The organism is Streptomyces sp. NBC_00464 (assembly GCF_036013915.1).
In the GTDB taxonomy this organism is placed as follows: Bacteria; Actinomycetota; Actinomycetes; order Streptomycetales; family Streptomycetaceae; genus Streptomyces.
Window position 1 is genome coordinate 3,357,968 of the sequence record NZ_CP107899.1, and the last position, 17,764, is coordinate 3,375,731.

Annotated in this window: 19 protein-coding genes and 1 pseudogene; 11 read left to right on the top strand and 9 right to left on the bottom strand. The window is 71.5% G+C overall.

Annotated features, from left to right (window positions below):
- Positions 1-51: 51 nt before the first annotated feature.
- From OG912_RS14960 to OG912_RS14975, 4 genes are all read right to left on the bottom strand, one after another.
- The gene (locus tag OG912_RS14960; protein WP_327709763.1) at positions 52-741 is read right to left on the bottom strand and encodes an LmeA family phospholipid-binding protein; all 690 of its coding nucleotides are present in this window, start codon (positions 739-741) and stop codon (positions 52-54) included.
- A 149-nt stretch (positions 742-890) separates the two neighbouring features.
- Entirely contained in the window at positions 891-2,267 is a 1,377-nt protein-coding gene (locus OG912_RS14965; protein ID WP_327709764.1) for a hypothetical protein, read from the bottom strand.
- Between the two features lie 10 nt (positions 2,268-2,277).
- Positions 2,278-2,532, bottom strand: coding sequence for a MoaD/ThiS family protein (locus OG912_RS14970; RefSeq protein WP_219567644.1), 255 nt, complete (start codon positions 2,530-2,532; stop codon positions 2,278-2,280).
- Between the two features lie 53 nt (positions 2,533-2,585).
- A complete protein-coding gene (locus tag OG912_RS14975) occupies positions 2,586-3,461 on the bottom strand; it encodes an alpha/beta hydrolase (protein ID WP_327709765.1) in 876 nt (291 codons plus the stop codon).
- Positions 3,462-3,762: 301 nt separating this feature from the next.
- Here OG912_RS14975 and OG912_RS14980 point away from each other — a divergent pair, with 301 nt between their 5' ends.
- Together OG912_RS14980 and OG912_RS14985 are read left to right on the top strand one after the other, a co-directional pair.
- A complete protein-coding gene (locus OG912_RS14980; RefSeq protein ID WP_326737656.1) occupies positions 3,763-4,566 on the top strand; it encodes a response regulator transcription factor in 804 nt (267 codons plus the stop codon).
- A 24-nt stretch (positions 4,567-4,590) separates the two neighbouring features.
- Positions 4,591-5,637, top strand: a complete 1,047-nt coding sequence (locus OG912_RS14985; RefSeq protein ID WP_326737655.1) for a LacI family DNA-binding transcriptional regulator — start codon at positions 4,591-4,593, stop codon at positions 5,635-5,637.
- Between the two features lie 61 nt (positions 5,638-5,698).
- Here the strand turns inward: OG912_RS14985 and OG912_RS14990 are convergent, their stop codons facing one another.
- Positions 5,699-6,775 (bottom strand): GlxA family transcriptional regulator, encoded by a 1,077-nt coding sequence (locus tag OG912_RS14990; protein ID WP_327709766.1) that lies wholly within the window; start codon positions 6,773-6,775, stop codon positions 5,699-5,701.
- A 70-nt stretch (positions 6,776-6,845) separates the two neighbouring features.
- On the opposite strand from OG912_RS14990, the gene OG912_RS14995 reads away from it, so the two are divergent.
- The 5 genes from OG912_RS14995 to OG912_RS15015 all read left to right on the top strand — a co-directional run bounded on the left by OG912_RS14995 (position 6,846) and on the right by OG912_RS15015 (position 11,594).
- Positions 6,846-7,871, top strand: coding sequence for an NADP-dependent oxidoreductase (locus OG912_RS14995; RefSeq protein WP_443060977.1), 1,026 nt, complete (start codon positions 6,846-6,848; stop codon positions 7,869-7,871).
- Positions 7,872-8,007: 136 nt separating this feature from the next.
- Positions 8,008-9,165: a S1C family serine protease gene (locus tag OG912_RS15000; RefSeq protein WP_327709767.1), complete on the top strand. Its 1,158-nt coding sequence runs from the start codon at positions 8,008-8,010 to the stop codon at positions 9,163-9,165.
- Between the two features lie 10 nt (positions 9,166-9,175).
- Complete coding sequence (locus OG912_RS15005) at positions 9,176-9,370, top strand: hypothetical protein (RefSeq protein ID WP_327709768.1); 195 nt, start codon at positions 9,176-9,178, stop codon at positions 9,368-9,370.
- 62 nt (positions 9,371-9,432) lie between these two features.
- Complete coding sequence (locus tag OG912_RS15010; protein WP_326737651.1) at positions 9,433-10,164, top strand: response regulator transcription factor; 732 nt, start codon at positions 9,433-9,435, stop codon at positions 10,162-10,164.
- Positions 10,161-11,594, top strand: coding sequence for a sensor histidine kinase (locus tag OG912_RS15015; RefSeq protein ID WP_327709769.1), 1,434 nt, complete (start codon positions 10,161-10,163; stop codon positions 11,592-11,594). Before OG912_RS15010 ends, OG912_RS15015 begins: the two co-directional genes overlap by 4 nt.
- Positions 11,595-11,598: 4 nt before the next feature.
- On the opposite strand, the gene OG912_RS15020 is transcribed toward OG912_RS15015, so the two are convergent.
- On the bottom strand, positions 11,599-12,174 hold the full coding sequence (locus OG912_RS15020) for a TetR/AcrR family transcriptional regulator (RefSeq protein WP_327709770.1): 576 nt from the start codon (positions 12,172-12,174) through the stop codon (positions 11,599-11,601).
- Positions 12,175-12,262: 88 nt separating this feature from the next.
- On the opposite strand from OG912_RS15020, the gene OG912_RS15025 reads away from it, so the two are divergent.
- Entirely contained in the window at positions 12,263-13,060 is a 798-nt protein-coding gene (locus OG912_RS15025) for an alpha/beta fold hydrolase (RefSeq protein WP_327709772.1), read from the top strand.
- A gap of 167 nt (positions 13,061-13,227) precedes the next feature.
- Here the strand turns inward: OG912_RS15025 and OG912_RS15030 are convergent.
- Positions 13,228-13,401: pseudogene (locus OG912_RS15030) on the bottom strand (IS200/IS605 family accessory protein TnpB-related protein); the annotation flags it as partial.
- A gap of 566 nt (positions 13,402-13,967) precedes the next feature.
- Here OG912_RS15030 and OG912_RS15035 point away from each other — a divergent pair.
- Complete coding sequence (locus OG912_RS15035) at positions 13,968-14,393, top strand: hypothetical protein (protein ID WP_327709773.1); 426 nt, start codon at positions 13,968-13,970, stop codon at positions 14,391-14,393.
- Between the two features lie 101 nt (positions 14,394-14,494).
- Positions 14,495-14,905 carry a hypothetical protein gene (locus OG912_RS15040; RefSeq protein ID WP_327709774.1) on the top strand — a complete coding sequence of 137 codons (411 nt, stop codon included), beginning with the start codon at positions 14,495-14,497 and terminating at the stop codon, positions 14,903-14,905.
- A gap of 67 nt (positions 14,906-14,972) precedes the next feature.
- Here the strand turns inward: OG912_RS15040 and OG912_RS15045 are convergent, their stop codons facing one another.
- Both OG912_RS15045 and OG912_RS15050 read right to left on the bottom strand, forming a co-directional pair.
- Positions 14,973-15,800: a tetratricopeptide repeat protein gene (locus tag OG912_RS15045; RefSeq protein ID WP_327709775.1), complete on the bottom strand. Its 828-nt coding sequence runs from the start codon at positions 15,798-15,800 to the stop codon at positions 14,973-14,975.
- A gap of 101 nt (positions 15,801-15,901) precedes the next feature.
- Entirely contained in the window at positions 15,902-16,795 is an 894-nt protein-coding gene (locus OG912_RS15050; protein WP_327709776.1) for a phosphatidylinositol-specific phospholipase C, read from the bottom strand.
- A gap of 133 nt (positions 16,796-16,928) precedes the next feature.
- Here OG912_RS15050 and OG912_RS15055 point away from each other — a divergent pair, with 133 nt between their 5' ends.
- Entirely contained in the window at positions 16,929-17,711 is a 783-nt protein-coding gene (locus OG912_RS15055; protein WP_327709777.1) for a hypothetical protein, read from the top strand.
- Positions 17,712-17,764: the final 53 nt, after the last annotated feature.

Sequence of the window (17,764 nt, forward strand, 5' to 3'; positions counted from 1 at the left end):
GCGGGCGGGCGGCCATGGCGCCGCACCACGCTGCCTACCCGCCGCGGGGGGCTATCCGGCGAGGCGTACGTCCGTGCCCGTCACGGAGATCTCCAGTCCTGCGGCGGTCGGCTGGATCTTCTCCAGCTTCAGACCGTTCGGCAGCTTGCCGACCTCGCGCTCGAAGTCGGTCTTCTCGCGTACGAGCCCTTCGAGGCCGGGGATTCCCTCACCCGGCACCTTGTCCGCGTGCACGCGGACGGTGTGGCCGTCGACCAGGGTGACGGTGGACAGCACGCTGCGCGACATCGTCCGGCCGAGGATGTTGACCGCGCCGGTCACCTTCACCTTGCCGTTGCCGCCGTACTCGACGGCGACGCCGTCGGAGGCGGCCTTGGTCAGGTCCTCGTACGAGATGACGGCCGTACCGCTGGCACGGGTGGCCGTGGCGCCGGAGAAGCCGTCGGTCAGGCGCACCTGGCGCAGTTCCGCGTCCATCCTGCTGATCCGCAGTGCGTGGCCGCCTGCGGTCGCCTCGATTCCGGTGACCTTCACGTCGACCTCGTCGAGCTCGGATCCGGCGACCTGCGTCAGGAACGGAAAGCCCTTGATGGAGACCTCCGTCGACCCGGTCCGCGCCCCGGAGACCACCACCCGGTCCGCCGCTTCCGACTCGGCGAAATACACCGCCGCACGGTCCACGGCGATGAACACACCGGCCAGAACCACCACGACGATCAGCAGTATTCGCAGTGCACGCATGCCTGTCCTCCCCCGCGCCACGTCCATCCGGACCTCTGGCGTCCGTGAGCCTACTGCGGCCGCACGTCACGCCCCGGGTGATCGACGAGCGGAAGCCCCCCAACGGTTCCCCGTGGAGGGCTTCGGCATGCCGGGTGGCGCGATCCGGATTACGCGAGCGCACGCCCGATCAGATAGACGGCCGGGGCGGCCGCGGTGAGCGGCAGGGCCACTCCCGCCGTCATGTGCACGAAGCGTGACGGGTAGTCATAGCTCGCCACCCGCAGCCCGATCAGCGCGCAGACACCGGCCGCGAGGCCGAGCAGCGCGCCCTTGGCCCCCAGGTCGGTGACGGCGCCCGCCACCGCTCCGGCACCCGCGGCGACGACGAGCGCCGCCACGACCGAGGCCGGTCCGGGCAGCGGCAGCGCCCGGACGAGCACGGCGGCGGCGACGGCCACTCCGCCGACCGTCACGGCGTCCGGGACGGCCGCGAGGTGCCCGGCGGCGAGCACCGTGAGCGCTGCCGACGCGACCGTGGCCATCAGCCCCTGCATGCGCTCGTCGGCACCGGCCCGGCTGCGCAGTTGGAGCACGACGGTGAGCAGCACCCAGACACCGAGGGTGCCCAGGATCGCGGCCGGACCGTTCTCCCGGCCGGCCGCGAGCAGCGCCACATCGGCGACGAGACCTCCGGCGAAGGCGAGCGCGATGCCCTGGCGGGCCGGCCACATGCCGTTGAGCCGGAACCACCCGGCCGCGGTCACCGCCTGGAGCAGCACCAGCGGGACGACCAGGGCGTACGGCCCGACGGCCGCGCCGAGCGCGAGCAGCAGCCCGAGCCCCGCGGTGATCGCGGCCGGCTGCATCCCGGGCGCGATGATCGGCGACCGGCCCTCGGCGCGGGCGCGCTGGGCGTCGGTGATGCGGCTATTGCCCAGCGTGGTCGGCGCGCTGTAGCCGTCCTCGCCCTGCGCGGGGGCGGCGACGGGGGTGACCGGGGCGGGAGCGCTCGGGGCCTCGGGGGGCAGCGGGTACGAGCCGGACGCACCCAGCGGCGCCAGGTACGCGGTGTCTTCGGCGGCGGCCTGCACGGGGGGTGCGGGCTGGGCGGGGGGCGTGGACTGCGCAGGCTGGATGGTCGGCTGGTACTGGGTGTCCCAGGTCTGGCCCTCCCAGGTCTGGGCGACCCCCTGGTCACCGGCGGGCCAGCCGGCTCCGGGCTCGGGCTGAGGGGCCTGCGGGTACGGGGTGGCGGCCTGCTGGGGCGGGTGCGGGTCGTACGCGGCCTGCTGCGACCCGTAGGAGGCCGCATCGCCCCCGTAGGGCGCCTGCTGCCCGTAGGAGGGGTCCGCGTATCCCCGGTCCGCGTATCCCTGCCCGGGGTACGCCTGACCGCCGTACGACGGATCCCCGTACGGCTGCTGCTGTCCGTACGACTGCGGCTGGGGCTCCTGCCCGTACGCCTGCTGCTGCGGCTCCTGACCGTACGGATACTGCGGCTGTGGCTGCTGCGGGTACGGCTGCTGCTGATCGCTGCTGCTCATGTTCTGCGGTTCACCCTCCTGCGAACGGCGGGAGCACCTCGACCGTGCCGCCCTCGGCAAGGCGTACGGTCTCATGGCTCCGGGTCCCGACGGGGTCACCGTCGATGAGGAACGAACACCTTTGCAGTACGCGGCTCAGCTCACCGGGGTGCCGTTCGCGCACTCCGTCGAGCGCCTCTTTGAGCGTCGCAGCGGTGTACGGCTCCTCAGCGGTTCCGGCCGCGGCCTTGGCGGCTGCCCAGTAGCGGATCGTTCCCGCAGGCATGGCGGCGCTCCTCTCGTCTCGCGTCAGCTCACGCATCGGCTGTCCATCATGGTTCACCGGGTCATCGCCCAGTCCGCGATGCGGGTGAGCAAGGTCTCGTCCGCCGCGTTCTCCGCGTGGCCCATGCCGGGCTCCAGCCACAGGTCGGCGGCGCCGCCCGCCGCGTCGGCGAGCATCCGCGGGTGGTCGAGCGGGAAGTACGGGTCCTGGTCGCCGTGGACGATCAGCAGCGGGGCGGGGGTGATCAGCCGGGCGGCCTCGACCGGGGAGAGCGGGACCGGGTCCCAGTCGTTGCGGTCGATCCGGGTGCGGAAGCCGTACCGCCCGACCAGCCGGCCGGTGGGGCGGGTGACCATCCAGTGCAGGCGCCGCATCGGGGCCGTCCCCCGGTAGTACCAGCGCGCCGGAGCGCTCACGGACACCACCGCATCGGCGTGCGCCTCCCCGTGCGCTTCCGTGCGCCCCTCGGCCTCCCCCTCCGCACCGGGGGCCGTATACAGCGCCCCGTGCCGGAGCACCACGGAACCGCCCATCGAGAACCCGGCCGTAACAACCCGCGTGTGCCCGAGCGACCGCGCCCAGGCCACCGCCGCGGCCAGATCCAGCACCTCGCGGTCCCCCACCGTGGACCGTCCGCCGGAGCGCCCGTGCCCCCGGAACGAGAACGTGACCACCGCCGCACGCTGCGCGAACACCTCCACGGCCCGCCGCACCGCAGGGCGGTCCGCCGAACCGGTGAATCCGTGCGCGACGACGATCGCCGTACCGGCGGCGCCGCCCTCCGCACCGGCGGCGCCATCTCCCGTACACGGGTCGTACACCGCCTCGATCAGGACCCCGTCATCGGCCCGCAACGCGGCCCGCAACGGACCGCGCGTGATCAAGGGAACAGAGGAACTCCGAAATCGCCCCTCGGACACAGAACTCATGTGGGCTATTCTGCTGGGAAGAGGATCCGGGCAACGCAGCCCCCGGGTCCTTTTGTGCTTTCCGCGCGTTGTTACGACGACGTTTCGACAAGCTCAGCGGTCCTGGACGCGGGCCGCACTCGTAAAACCCGTATGACGAAACGTCGTACGGGCAAGAACGAATAAGCGTACGAAGCAGTGCCGCATACTCCCCCGGGTCCGACCCGGGAGTGCCCCTCTCGCAGGGAACGAGGAGGACCGACGTAATGGGCGAGCCAACCGTGCACGATCATCGACCGACGACCCAGGCAGGTGGGCGGCGATGAGTTCACTGCTGCTCCTGACGAATGCCCTCCAACCGTCGACGGAGGTGCTTCCCGCCCTCGGCCTCCTGCTGCACAGCGTGCGGGTGGCTCCCGCCGAAGGACCCGCTCTCGTCGACACCCCCGGTGCCGACGTCATCCTCATCGACGGACGACGCGACCTGCCACAGGTCCGCTCGCTCTGTCAGCTGCTGCGGTCCACCGGACCCGGCTGTCCACTGATCCTCGTCGTCACGGAGGGCGGCCTCGCGGCCGTCACCGCGGACTGGGGCATCGACGACGTGCTGCTGGACACGGCGGGCCCCGCCGAGGTCGAGGCACGCCTGCGGCTGGCCACCGGCCGGCAGCAGATCACCGCCGACGACTCCCCGATGGAGATCCGCAACGGTGATCTCTCGGTGGACGAGGCGACGTACAGCGCGAAGCTCAAGGGCCGGGTCCTGGACCTGACCTTCAAGGAATTCGAACTGCTCAAGTATCTGGCGCAGCACCCGGGCCGGGTCTTCACCCGTGCCCAGCTGCTCCAGGAGGTCTGGGGCTACGACTACTTCGGCGGCACGCGGACGGTCGACGTCCACGTACGGCGGCTGCGCGCCAAGCTCGGCCCCGAGCACGAGTCGCTCATCGGCACCGTGCGCAACGTGGGCTACCGCTTCGTCGCACCGGAGAAGGTGGAGCGGGCCGCAGCCGAGGAGGCCAAGACCGCCGCCGCGAAGGCGGCTGCCGAAACCCTCACCCGTTCGGAGCAGCCGGAGGTAGCGGAGGTCACGGAAGAAGCCCCGGTCCAGCCTGCCAAGAGGTAGGTCCATCCGCGTAGACTGCCGCGCGTGGCCAAGGTGACGCGGGACGATGTGGCGAGACTGGCGGGGACGTCGACCGCAGTGGTCAGTTACGTCATCAACAACGGACCCCGGCCGGTCGCCCCGGCCACGCGCGAGCGGGTGCTCGCCGCGATCAAGGAGCTGGGCTACCGGCCCGACCGGGTCGCCCAGGCGATGGCCTCGCGGCGGACCGACCTCATAGGAATGATCGTGCCGGACGCGCGGCAGCCGTTCTTCGCGGAGATGGCGCACGCGGTCGAACAGGCCGCCGCCGAGCGCGGGAAAATGGTGCTCGTCGGCAACTCCGACTACCGCGACGAGCGCGAGGTCCACTATCTGCGGGCCTTCCTCGGCATGCGGGTCTCCGGCCTGATCCTGGTCAGCCAGGGCCCCAGCGAGCGTGCGGCGGCGGAGATAGAGGCGTGGGACGCCCGGGTCGTGCTGCTGCACGAGCGGCCCGAGGCGATCGACGACGTCGCCGTCGTCACGGACGACGTCGGCGGCGCCCAGCTCGCCACCCGCCACCTGCTGGAGCACGGCAACGAGTACGTCGCGTGCCTCGGCGGCATGGAGTCGACCCCGGCGGTCGGCGACCCGGTCGCCGACCACGTCGAGGGCTGGCGCCGGGCGATGCACGAGTCGGGCCGTTCGACGGAGGGCCGGCTCTTCCAGGCTCCGTACAACCGTTACGACGCCTACCAGGTGGCGCTGGGGATCCTCTCGGGCCCCGACCGCCCGCCGGCGATCTTCTGCACGACGGACGACCAGGCCATCGGGGTGCTGCGGGCCGCGCGCGAGCTGCGGATCGATGTGCCGGGCGAGCTCGCGGTGGCGGGCTTCGACGACGTGAAGGAAGCCGGTCTGACCGATCCCCCGCTGACGACGGTCTTCTCGGACCGCCCGGCGATGGCGCGAGCGGCCGTGGATCTGGTGCTCGACGACTCGCTGCGGGTGTCGGGCTCGCGACGGGAGCGGCTGAAGCAGTTCCCCTCGGCGCTGGTGGTCCGGCGCTCGTGCGGCTGCGGGGAGCCGCCGGCCGCGCAGCGCGGCTGAGAGCCTGCCGTCGGGCACGGCCGGAAGCGCTGAGAAGGGCCGGGAGCGCGCAGCGAGCCCTTCAGCCCCAGGTCCTGGTGTTCCTGTCGTCGCCCGCGGCCGGGCCCGCGGCACGGAAAGTGCGCCGGTACGCGGACGGGGCGACCCCCGCCTCCGCCGCCAGGTGCCGCCGCAGCGACGTGGCGGTGGCGAAGCCGACCTCGTGGGCGACCCGTTCCACCGGCAGGTCGGTGGACTCCAGCAGGTGCCGTGCCCTCCGCAGCCGTTGCTGGGTCAGCCAGCGGCCGGGGCTCAGACCGGTCTCCTCCTGAAAGCGCCGGGCAAAGGTGCGGGTGCTCATCGCCGCCTGCGTAGCCAGTTCACCCAGCGACAGTGGCAGTTCGAGCCGCTGCAGCGCCCAGTCACGGGTCGGCCCGGTGCCGGTTCCGCTCGTCGGCGGCAGTGGCCGCTCGATGTACTGCGCCTGCCCGCCGTCCCGGTACGGCGGCACGACGCAGCAGCGGGCGACATGGTTGGCCACCTCGCTGCCGTGGTCCTGGCGCACCAGGTGCAGGCAGACATCGACACCGCTCGCCGCCCCCGCTGAGGTCAGCACGTCACCGTGGTCGACGAAGAGCACCCCGGCGTCGACCTCGACCCGGGGGAAGAGCTCCTGGAAGTAGTCGGTGAGCGCCCAGTGGGTGGTGGCCCGGCGCCCGTCGAGGAGACCGGCGGCGGCCAGCAGGAAGGCGCCGGTGCAGATGGACACCAGACGAGTGCCGGGGCGGACGCGGGAGAGGGCGGCGAGAGCCTTCGGGTCCGGGGCCGCAGCCGCGTCCGGCGAGATCGCGTACGGCGGGATGACCACGGTGTCCGCGTCGTCCAGCACCTCGGGACCGTGCCCAGGGGTGACGGTCAGGTCCGAGTCGGTACGCACGGACTGCCCGTCCACGCTCGCGGACACCACCTCGTAGCGGCCATCGGCGGAACCCAGGACCCGGTGCGGGATGCCGAGTTCGAAGGGGTAGACGCCGTCGAGGGCAAGAACGACAACCTTGTGGGCGCCGGACCGCAGGACCGGACGCAGTCGGCTGCCCCCTTCGGCCGCGCGGTCGGCGTGGTCGGTGTGGTCGCCGTTTTCTGCGTGGTCACGAGGCATGGCAGGAATGTATCGGAGGCTGACCTTCTTGCCATCGTCCGGGCCGGACCGTACGGGCCAGGATCGAGGCATGACTTCGACGGACACTCCTCAGAACCTCGTATCCCCGGACGCCGCGGCCGCCCCGGACTCCGCGAACCCCGCTGCTCCCGAGGGCGCCCCGGTGATGCTCGCCCTGCACCAGACGGCCCTCGGCGGTCCCGAAGTCCTGCGGCTGACCGAGCTTCCGCGGCCCGCGCCCGGCCCCGGGGAGATCCTCGTCGCCGTGCACGCGGCCGGCCTCAACCCCACGGACTTCAAGCACCGCGCCCTGAGTGTCTTCCTGCCGCCCCCGCCGCTGACCCTCGGCTGGGACGTCTCCGGCACCGTGGTGGAGACCGGCTTCGGCGTCACGCTGTTCCAGCCCGGTGACGAGGTGTTCGGCATGCTGCCCTACCCGTACGGGGCCGGCTCCCACGCCGAGTACGTGACCGGCCCCACCCGCGCCTTCGCCGCCAAGCCCGCCGGGATCGACCACGTCCAGGCGGCCGCTCTGCCGCTGGCCGCGCTCACCGCCTGGCAGGCCCTCGTCGAGACCGCGGGCCTCCGGGCCGGGCAGCGGGTGCTGATCCACGCCGCGGCCGGCGGTGTCGGCCATCTCGCCGTACAGATCGCCAAGGAACACGGTGCTCACGTCACCGGGACGGCGAGTGCACCCAAGCACGACTTCCTGCGCGAACTCGGCGCGGATGCCTGCATCGACTACCGCTCCGAGGACTTCACCGACACGGAGGAGCTCTACGACGTCGTCCTCGACACCCTCGGCGGGGAGACCGCCACCCGTTCCGTGGGCGTACTCCGCCCCGGCGGCGTTCTCGTCTCCCTGCTGCCGGGCGACAAGGACACCCGGGCCGCAGCGGAGAAGGCGCAGGTCCGCGCTGTCGTCCTGCTCGTCGAGCACGACCACGCCGGAATGCGCGCCGTCGCCGAACTCGTCGACCGGGGCAGGCTCCGCGCCCACGTCTCCGGCACCTTCCCGCTCGCCGAAGGAGCCCGGGCCCACGTCCAGGGGGAGACGGGCCGCACCACGGGCAAGCTGGTCATCACCGTGCGCTGAGGCGCAGCGGGGCCTCGGCGGAGGATCCTTGTGCGGGGCCTTCGCCGAGGATCCTTATATCGGGCATACGAGGTTCTGCCGGGCTTCTCAGCGGGGACTCAGGGTCCTCTCATGTTCGCTGGACACTCTCGTAGACATGACAGAGAGCCAGCGCCCGAGCGGCGAGTACCCGATGTACCCCTCGTACGGCAACGGCGACGCGGCCTACCCGCCGCCGCCGTCATACCAGCCGGTCCCGCCCGTCCAGCCCGTCCAGCCGGTCGCCATGGGCCCCGGCACCACCGTGTGGCCCGCCCCCGGCACGGCCGATGCGTACACCGGCGGCGGTGCGGGCCACGGCGGTGACGGCGGGTACGGGCTGCCGCAGCCTGCGCCCGGACCGTCCGCCCCCCGTCGCCGGGTCCGCCGGCCGGTCGCGCTCCTCGCGGCGGTGGCCATCGCGGCCGCGGTCGTCGGCGGCGGCACCGCCACCGTGATCGCGCAGCTCACCGACAACGGCACCGACGGCACGGCCGGCAGCGTCATCCCCGGCACCACCGTCTCGCAGAGCAGCAAGGGCACCGTCTCCGGCGTGGCCGCCGCCCTCTCACCGACGATCGTCGAGATCGGCGCGACCTCGACCGCCGGCCAGTCCACCGGATCCGGCGTGGTCATCACGTCGGACGGCGAGATCGTCACCAACAACCACGTCGTCGCAGGCGCCTCGTCCATCAAGGTCACCCTCAGCACCGGCAAGACGTACACCGCCGAGGTCGTCGGCACCGATCCCGACAAGGACCTCGCGCTGATCAAGCTCCAGGGCGCGAGCGGCCTGAAGACGGCCACGCTCGGCGACTCCTCCAAGGTCGCCGTCGGCGACCAGGTCGTCGCGATCGGTTCGCCCGAGGGCCTCACCGGCACGGTCACCAGCGGCATCGTGTCCGCGCTCGACCGCGATGTCACGGTCGCCAAGGACGACGACAGCAGCCAGGGCCAGAGCCAGGAGCAGCAGCAGGGCGGCGGACAGCAGTGGCCGTTCGAGTTCGGCGGACAGCAGTTCAACGGCGAAACCGGCGACTCCACCACCACGTACAAGGCCATCCAGACCGACGCCTCGCTCAACCCGGGGAACTCCGGTGGCGCGCTGATCAACATGGACGGCGAGATCATCGGCATCAACTCCGCGATGTACGCGGCCAGTTCGTCCAGCAGCTCCCAGAGCTCCGGCGCGGGAAGCGTCGGCCTCGGCTTCGCCATCCCGGTGAACACCCTCAAGGCCGACCTCGACACCCTGCGGTCCGGCAACAGCTCCTGAGGAGACAGCCATGCACCACCCGACCGACACCCCCACCGGCCCCGCCGACCTGGCCCTGCCGCTCGCGCTCCTCACGGTGCTCGCCGAGCGGACACCCACCTCGGGAACCAGTGACGAGCAGCCCCGCGCCGCGGAGCTCCGCACCGCCACCGGCAACCGCAGACGCCGTGCCGCGCGACGCCGCGCCACGGCCGTGCGAGGCTGAGAGGCCGGGCCGGGGGCGCAGCGCCCCCGCCCCGTACGGAACGAGAAGAGGACGAAGCAGCGATGAGCCCCGCCGAAGACGATCCGCAACGCATCCTGATCGTCGACGACGAGCCCGCCGTGCGCGAGGCCCTGCAGCGCAGCCTCGCGTTCGAGGGGTACGGCACCGAGGTCGCCGTCGACGGTCTCGACGCCCTCACCAAGGCGGAGTCGTACGATCCCGACCTCATCGTCCTCGACATCCAGATGCCGCGGATGGACGGGCTGACCGCCGCCCGCCGCATCCGTGCCACGGGCACCACCACCCCCATCCTGATGCTCACCGCCCGCGACACCGTCGGCGACCGCGTCACCGGACTCGACGCGGGCGCCGACGACTACCTGGTCAAGCCCTTCGAACTGGACGAACTCTTCGCCCGCATCCGGGCCCTGCTGCGCCGCAGCTCGTACGCGGCCACAGCGGGCGGCCCCCTGCCCGACGACAACGTGCTGGCCTTCGCCGACCTGCGCATGGACCTCGCGACCCGCGAGGTCATGCGCGGCACCCGGCACGTGGAGCTGACCCGTACCGAGTTCACCCTGCTGGAGATGTTCCTGGCGCACCCGCGCCAGGTGCTGACCCGCGAACAGATCCTCAAGGCGGTGTGGGGCTTCGACTTCGAGCCGAGCTCCAACTCCCTGGACGTGTACGTGATGTACCTGCGACGCAAGACCGAGGCGGGCGGCGAACCCCGCCTGGTCCACACGGTGCGGGGTGTGGGGTACGCACTGCGGGCGGGGGGTGGGGACGGATGACGGGGGCCCTGCACCGCATCCGCGCCCTGCCGCTGCGCTCCCGGCTGGCGCTGCTGGTCGCGACGGCGGTGGCGGTCGCGGTGGCGGCGGTGGCGGGCGCCTGCTGGTTCGTGACGAAGGCGCAGCTGGAGCACCAGCGGGACGAGACCTTGCGCAACACCACGGTCGACGTGGACTACCTGAACAAGCTGTACGCGTACTGCAAGAGGGCCACCACACTTCCGCCGAGCAGCGACTCCGGCCTCACCGTCCAGCTCATCGACGCCCAGGGCGAGGTCTGCATCAACCCTGATTCGGAAGAGATCACGGTGGGCGCGGTGGACCTCGCTGTGGTCAACCACGAGGCGCGCAGCGTTCTGCACTCGGCGGACAACAAGGACGGCGTGAAGATGCGCGTCTACACCTACCCGGTGAAGGCGGTCCAGCCGGGCACCGGGCTGCCGCCCACGGACCTGGCCGTCTCCGTCGCCCGCCCCGCGAGCGAGGTGGACAAGCCCCTCTCCACCCTCGCCTGGGTCCTCCTCATCGTCTCCGGCATCGGCGTCATCGGCGCCGGCGCCGCCGGACTCTGGGTCGCCCGCTCCGGCCTGCGCCCCGTCGACGAGCTCACCGAGGCCGTCGAGCACGTCGCCCGTACCGAGGACCTGACGGTCCGCATCCCGGTCGAGGGCGAGGACGAGATCGCGCGCCTCTCCCGCTCGTTCAACTCGATGACCGCGTCCCTCGCCACCTCCCGCGACCGCCAGGCCCAGCTCATCGCCGACGCCGGCCACGAACTGCGCACCCCTCTCACCTCGCTCCGCACCAACGTCGAACTCCTCGCCCGCAGCGACGAGACCGGCCGGGCCATCCCGCCGGACGACCGCAGGGCGCTGATGACGTCGGTGAAGGCGCAGATGACGGAGCTGGCCTCACTCATCGGCGACCTCCAAGAACTCGCCCGCCCCGACGCGGCGGACCCCGGCCCGCTCCAGGTGGTGGCCCTGCACGACATCACCCGCACCGCCCTGGAACGCGCCCGCCTGCGCGGCCCCGAGCTGACCATCACGGCGGAGCTGGCCCCCTGGTACGTACGGGCCGAACCGGCCGCCCTGGAGCGGGCGGTCGTCAACGTCCTGGACAACGCGGTGAAGTTCAGCCCGTCCGGCGGCACGATCGACGTGGTCCTGCACCGGGGCGAGCTGACGGTCCGCGACCGCGGCCCCGGCATCCCCGCCGACGAACTCCCCCACGTCTTCGAACGCTTCTGGCGCTCCCCGTCGGCCCGCCAGCTCCCCGGCTCCGGCCTGGGCCTGTCGATCGTGGCGCGTACGGTCCAGCAGGCCGGCGGCACGATCGAGCTACGCCCGGCCCCGGGCGGCGGCACGGAAGCGGCCATCCGCCTGCCGGGGGCGCCGCAGCCGCCGCCGGAAGCCCCGCAGGGGCAGTAAGGCCCTACGCCCCCTCCAACCGCCCCGCCAGCGCCCGCAGCCCCGCCGCGATCTCGCGGGCATCGGGGGCCCCCTCCGGATCGGTCAGCCACTGGATCATCACGCCGCTCATCAGCGCGAGCTGCACGGACCCGAGCCCCCGCACATCCGCCTCGGCCACCTCCGCCTCCGGCACCCCGGTCAGCTGCGCCGCGACCCCCCGGCGCCCCTCGCGCTGACCGGCGGCGAGCAGGGCCAGCAGCTCCGGGGAGCTCTGGGCATGCACGAAGGCCTCGACCGAGGCGGTCCAGAGCCAGCGGTCGGCGCGGTACGAGGCGATCTCCCGCGTCCACATGTCCGCGTACCGCTCCGCGGCCGAACCGCCACCCTCCCCCGCATCCGCCCCGAACGCCTGGCCCCACTCGTCGATGGCCGCGAACAGGGCCTGGTTGAGCAGGGCCTCGCGGGAGCCGAAGTGGTAGCCGATCGCCGCCATCGAGACCCCGGAGGCGGTGGCGATGTCGCGCACGGTGGTACGGAGATAGCCCTTCTCCTCCAGGCAGCGCCTCGCCCCGGCCAGCAGATCCTCGCGGTTTCCCATGCCCGGGATCGTACGGCTCCAGCACTTGGGCAAGCGATCTATACAAACGTATTGCGCGCGTGATCTATACATGCGTACAGTCACTGCCATGACTCAGCACAGCGCATCCCGACGTGAACTGACCATCGACGGCCGCCGCCTCTCCTACCTGGACCACGGCCCCTCCACCGGCCGCCCGCTCCTCGCCCTGCACGGCCACCTCTCCGAGGGCGCGTCCTTCGACGACCTGGCCGTCGAGCTCGGCCCCGAGTGGCGGGTCATCGCCCCCGACCAGCGCGGCCACGGCGACTCCGACCGGGCGGACGACTACAGCCGCGAGGGCTACGTCTCGGATCTGGCCGCCCTGCTCGACCACCTGGACCCGGGCCCGGTCGTCGCCCTCGGGCACTCGCTCGGCGGCATCAACGCCCTGCACCTCGCGGCCACCCGGCCGGGCACGGTCACCGCGCTCGTCAACACCGACGCCCCGGTCGACCTGCCGCACCAGGACCCCGGCCCGCTGGCGTTCCTCGCCGGCTTCCCTTACACCGCACCCACCCGGGAGGAACTGATCGCCGCCTGCGGACCGTTGGGCCCGATGGTGGGGCCCCTGCTACGGCCACTGCCGGGCGGCGGCGGCTGGCGGCTGCCGTTCCACCCGCAGGACACGCTCGACTCCGAGAGTCAGGTGCACGGCGACCACTGGGCGCAGTGGCTCGCCAGCGACTGCCCCGCGCTGGTGATCAACGGCCGCACCAGCCAGGCACTCCCCGCCGAGCAGGCCGCCGCGATGGCGTCACTGCGCCCCCGCACCTCGCTCGTCACACTGGAGACGGATCACTTCGTGCAGCTCCAGGACCCGAAGGGATTCGCGCGGGCGGTGGCGGAGTTCCTCGCAACCGTGTGACAGCGGACCGTGAACAACCGGCCCCGCCCGCAAAGTTGCCGGTGATCACGTCACGTACACCGCCTCGCGAAAGGGCCCGATCCGCTCAGGCCGCCCCTCTCGGATCACCGACCGGCATACGGGGCGCCACCTCCCGCACGGCCGGAAGCAGACAGCGTGAAATCCGGGCCATCCGCACACCGGGCCTTCAGATCCCGGGAAGCGAGCGTGCTCTGATGCGCGCCAACCGCCCGCAGCACGTGCTCGTCCTGCGCGGTGAGGTGCTTGAGACGGTCCCGGACCGCCACCCCGGACGGGCCCGGGGCCACGAACGACGCAGCCAACTCACGCACACCACTCACCGCCACACCTCCGCCCCAAAACCGCCGAGCAACCCGCCACCTATACAACGAACTGCCACCGCCAAGGTCACCCATTCGGCCCTGAACGTCTGTTCCCACCCTCACCCACGGCACCACCCGACTCACTCACAGGCACCACCACTCACTCATACACACTTCGAAGGCAACAGCCCACAACCCCCAGTTTCTGCATTTCTATCTGGAGGACGGGAAGCCGCAGATGGATGGGACTGTCTACGCGGACGGCGGCGACCGCTATCCCTACGAATGTCACTACAAACGCACTTCTACCGACCCCGAGGCCCAGGGCGCTTCGTCCGGATCACGCTGACCGGATGACGCCGGCGCCGATCGACCATCGCATCCTCATGAGGTCGAAAGCGGAAGCGCAGCGGATCGGCACCCGGACCACCTTCTCCGACCATCTTGATCCCGCTCCGGGAATGGGGCGCTTCTGACGCGTTCGGGTGAGACATCCACGCACAGCTTGCCGAATACTCTCCGTATCCGTCTGCATACCCTGAGTCACCATGCCGCTTCGGCGGTCACGCCCAGGGAAGGAAACCATGTTCAAGACCATCAAGGCGCGCCGGGGAATCATCGGGACAGCTGCCGCGCTGAGCCTCCTGGCTGCAGGAGCGGTCGCGGGTGTCGCCATCGCGGATGACGCGGCCGTGAAGGCCAAGGCCCCGCACGCGATGGCCTCCGCGCTGATCAACGCGGACGGCACCCGCTCACAGTCCCAGGGGATCAAGTCGTCCACCAAGGCCGCCAAGGGCACCTACTGCGTGATGTTCGACGACAACACCAGGATCGACGTGAGCCGTAGCACCCCGGTCGCCACCCTCGTCACGTCCGGCGGCCCGCAGTACGCGATCAACCTCGCCACGTACCCGACGCCTTCATGCGGAAACGCGGCAGACACCCTGACCGTCTACACCGGCGAACGCCTTCTGCTGACCGACGCACCCTTCATGCTGCTCGTCCCCTGACCGTCCCGCCTCAAAGCCTGTGGGCGGGATCACCCGCTCGTCGGCATGACCTGGCCGCCCCGATACACGGGTGACGCGGCCGAGAAGAAGGAAGACCCCCCATGTCTCACAGCACCACCGGGCGTGCTCGCGCCATCGCCCTGACCGCCGCCGCCCTGGTGTCGGTCCCCCTCCTGGCCGGTACGGCAGCGGCGGACCCCATCGACCTGTACGCCCCCCACGCCCGCGCCGCCGCCAAGGTGGCGACAAACGGCACGCTCCTGGCACAGAAGAACGTCTCCGAGTCCTGGAGGACCGCCGCCGGTCAGTACTGCGTCAGGGTGTCGGATCCCGACATCGACGATCTGAAGGACGCGGCGGTCCACGTCACCAGCAACAGCAACTGGGCCACGTTCATCGTCCAGGCCCCGCCGAACACTCGCTGCGGCGGTGACCCGAACACCGTCTCCGTGCTCAGCATCAACACGGCCAACACCTACGCGGACACTGCGTTCACCCTCACCGTGCAGTAGCCACAGCAGTATGCGTTGCCGGCCGGCCTGAGGCCGGAGGTAGGGGGCGGCCCGACCGGGTCGCCCCCTACCTCCCGCCGTCCATGTGCTCAAGCAGCGTGCGGGCTTCGACGGTGCGGCGGTGGTCCGGGCCGAAGGAGTCCAGGCAGGCATCGTGAGCGGCCGCAGCCTGGCACCGGGCTTCGAGAGCGCGCCCCAACCCCAACAGGGCGGTAGCAAGGGCCAGTTCGACAGCGCCCGTATCCGGGTGGCGCTGGGATTCGGGCAGCGCGCGGTACTGCCTGTCCGCGCCCTGCGCCTCGGTGAGGGCGTCTTCGTAGCGGGCCTGGCCGTTGAGGCTGCGAGCCAGGCCGAGTCGCAGGACGAGGGACGCCCGGTCACGTTCGGGACGGCCGTCCAGGGCCTCGCGGGCGAGTGCCTCGGCCTCCTGGTGACGCCCCTGCCCATTGAGGGCGAAGACCAGCCCATTGCGGGCGGCCGCTGCCAGGAGTGACATTTCCGGTCCGGTACCACGGCCCGCGGCCTCGGCGACGGCCGCACATTCCGCCTCGCACTCGGCGTGCCGTCCGAGCGAGGTCATCTGCTGGGCGCGGTCCGAGCGCAGCTTCAGGGTCAGCCAGTGATCGGCTCCGAATATCCTGCTGAAGGCGGCCAGCGCCTCGTCATAGGTGGCGAGTGCCTCGGCATGGCGGCCCTGGGCGCCCGTAGCGAGCGCGGCGATGTTCAGCGCCACCGCCGCGTACTCGTCGCCCCGTGGCCGCGACCGGGCCACGGCACGGGCTTCGGCCTCCGCCTCGGCGTAACGCCCGGCTTCGTACAGGGCTTTGGCCTCCGCCACCGGCGTTCCCGCCGTGCTTCGGGCATCAGCTCGGCCGCGCGGCCGCAAGAGTCTCATGCCCGGGAGCATACGGATGCCCGGTCCGGTCGCCGACAGCCCACTACGACGAGGATCCCGACGACGCCGCCGGGTCCCTGTGGTGAGCCGTAACGCCGCTCTCAGGCCGCCGGATTGTGCCGGATCAGCGACTCCACCAGCCCCGACCGCGTCGCCGGGAAGTCCAGCGGGACGGTGCCGAGCCCGGTCCAGTCGGCCGTCTCCGACGAGTCGAGGAACGACTGGACCTGCGGGTTGAGGCGGTCCGCGTTCCAGCGGGGCGGCATCAGGGCCGCGGTGCTCACGTAGTTCATGAAGAGCTTGCCCGGCTGCGCGGCCGCCCTGCGGAACTGGCCCTCGATCTTGGGGTACTTGGCGAACGGCTCCGCCATGTAGTCGTCCTGGATGTCGAAGAGCGCAGGGTCTGCGTACCGCACGCCGGGCAGCCCTCCGTTGTCGGCGAGCAGCACCACCTTGCCGCGGGCCCGGCCGAGCGTCGGCAGCGCGCTGTCGATGTAGAACAGCGGACGCCAGCCCTTGGTGTCCAGGTACAGATCGAAGATCCGGCGGAACGCGTCGTTGCTCTCCTCCGAGTACTCCTGCTTGACCCGCATCAGCACGGTCTCGGTGGGCCGCTGGGCCAGGAAGTCCCAGCAGGCACCGAGTACATCGCCGAACATCAGGTTCTGGTACGAGGCTCCGTGATGGATCGCGAACGAGTCGCCGGTGATCCGGCACCGTACGTCGAGGAAGCGGATGCCGCTGTTCAGCTGCTCGGCGATCGTGGTGTTCTGGCACTCGGTCCAGGGGCCGCCGTAGCGGGCGCCGGAGTCGTGCGTGCCCGGGATGGTCAGCCGCTGGAGCGCGGTGGCGTCCGCGATGCCGCTCATCCAGTCCTGCACGGTGAGGGCCTGCCGGGCCGACGCGCGCGCGGGCGCCGTACCGATGAGGGTGGTGGCGGACGCGGCCAGCGCTCCGGCCAGGAAGGTCCGGCGGTTGGCGGTGTACGGGCTCATGCGGGGACGCCTCCGGGGTGCCGTGTGGGGTGAGCCGTCAGAGTATGACCGGTGCACGTCATGCAATCCAGGGTGCCGGACACCCGCCCCGGGCCTCTGGCGGTCCCCGACCGCCCCCCGCCACAATCGCCCGATGAGCATCGAACTGATCGTGGCATGCCTCTCGGGTGCGGTCGCTCTCGGCAGCATCGCTCTGAGTGGCAGGGGTGCCCGTCGACAGGCCCTGTTCGCCACCCAGCTGGAGCACGGCTCCGCGCAGCGCTCACGCCACGAGCAGCGTCTCGACGTCATGAGCCGGTACCGGGACCCCCTGCTGATGGCCGCCTTCGACCTCCAGTCCCGGCTGGAGAACATCGCGGACCGGCAACCGGGCTTTCTCACCACGCACTACCTCGGGGGCACACCGCGCAACCGGTCGTACGCCCGCACCAGCACCCTGTTCGTCCTGGCCGAGTACCTGGGCTGGGTGGAGATCATCCGCCGTCGTATCCACTTCCTGGACCTGGGCACGGACAGCTTCAACCGGACCGCCGTCGACCTGTTGTTCCGTACCCGCGCGGAGCTGGCCTCCGACGCACACGACAGCTGCTTCCTCCTCTACCGGACGGAGCAGCGCGCCATCGGCGAGATCATGGCCACCGAGGACGGCGAGGCCTGCATCGGCTATGCCGAGTTCTGCCTGCGGCTCGGCACCGACCCCGTGTTCTCGGAGTGGTTCGCCGGGCTCAGTGAGGACATCAAGGAGCTGGCGTCGAGGCCCGGACCCTCCTCGCGACTGACCGACCTGAGGACTGTGCTGCTGGAACTGGTCGACTGCCTCGATCCCCACCAGGTGCACTTCCCGCCCGAACAGCGCATGCTGATGCTGCGCCATCCCTCGGCCGACGCCCTGCCCGGGGCCCCGGACCGCCCCTGACACGCGGACGGGGCGGCAGGCCACCGGCCCACCGCCCCGCCCGCACATCCTCT

Excerpts from the sequence above, each read along its gene's own strand:
- OG912_RS14960 (WP_327709763.1), bottom strand. The coding sequence starts at position 741 with ATGCGTGCACTGCGAATACTGCTGATCGTCGTGGTGGTTCTGGCCGGT.
- OG912_RS14990 (WP_327709766.1), bottom strand. The coding sequence starts at position 6,775 with ATGCCTCGTGACCACGCAGAAAACGGCGACCACACCGACCACGCCGAC.
- OG912_RS15035 (WP_327709773.1), top strand. The coding sequence starts at position 13,968 with ATGTTCAAGACCATCAAGGCGCGCCGGGGAATCATCGGGACAGCTGCC.
- OG912_RS15055 (WP_327709777.1), top strand. The coding sequence starts at position 16,929 with ATGAGCATCGAACTGATCGTGGCATGCCTCTCGGGTGCGGTCGCTCTC.
- OG912_RS15045 (WP_327709775.1), bottom strand. The coding sequence starts at position 15,800 with ATGAGACTCTTGCGGCCGCGCGGCCGAGCTGATGCCCGAAGCACGGCG.
- OG912_RS14995 (WP_443060977.1), top strand. The coding sequence starts at position 6,846 with ATGACTTCGACGGACACTCCTCAGAACCTCGTATCCCCGGACGCCGCG.
- OG912_RS15015 (WP_327709769.1), top strand. The coding sequence starts at position 10,161 with ATGACGGGGGCCCTGCACCGCATCCGCGCCCTGCCGCTGCGCTCCCGG.
- OG912_RS15005 (WP_327709768.1), top strand. The coding sequence starts at position 9,176 with ATGCACCACCCGACCGACACCCCCACCGGCCCCGCCGACCTGGCCCTG.
- OG912_RS15000 (WP_327709767.1), top strand. The coding sequence starts at position 8,008 with ATGACAGAGAGCCAGCGCCCGAGCGGCGAGTACCCGATGTACCCCTCG.
- OG912_RS14975 (WP_327709765.1), bottom strand. The coding sequence starts at position 3,461 with ATGAGTTCTGTGTCCGAGGGGCGATTTCGGAGTTCCTCTGTTCCCTTG.
- OG912_RS14970 (WP_219567644.1), bottom strand. The coding sequence starts at position 2,532 with ATGCCTGCGGGAACGATCCGCTACTGGGCAGCCGCCAAGGCCGCGGCC.
- OG912_RS15050 (WP_327709776.1), bottom strand. The coding sequence starts at position 16,795 with ATGAGCCCGTACACCGCCAACCGCCGGACCTTCCTGGCCGGAGCGCTG.
- OG912_RS15010 (WP_326737651.1), top strand. The coding sequence starts at position 9,433 with ATGAGCCCCGCCGAAGACGATCCGCAACGCATCCTGATCGTCGACGAC.
- OG912_RS14980 (WP_326737656.1), top strand. The coding sequence starts at position 3,763 with ATGAGTTCACTGCTGCTCCTGACGAATGCCCTCCAACCGTCGACGGAG.
- OG912_RS15025 (WP_327709772.1), top strand. The coding sequence starts at position 12,263 with ATGACTCAGCACAGCGCATCCCGACGTGAACTGACCATCGACGGCCGC.
- OG912_RS14965 (WP_327709764.1), bottom strand. The coding sequence starts at position 2,267 with ATGAGCAGCAGCGATCAGCAGCAGCCGTACCCGCAGCAGCCACAGCCG.
- OG912_RS15020 (WP_327709770.1), bottom strand. The coding sequence starts at position 12,174 with ATGGGAAACCGCGAGGATCTGCTGGCCGGGGCGAGGCGCTGCCTGGAG.
- OG912_RS15040 (WP_327709774.1), top strand. The coding sequence starts at position 14,495 with ATGTCTCACAGCACCACCGGGCGTGCTCGCGCCATCGCCCTGACCGCC.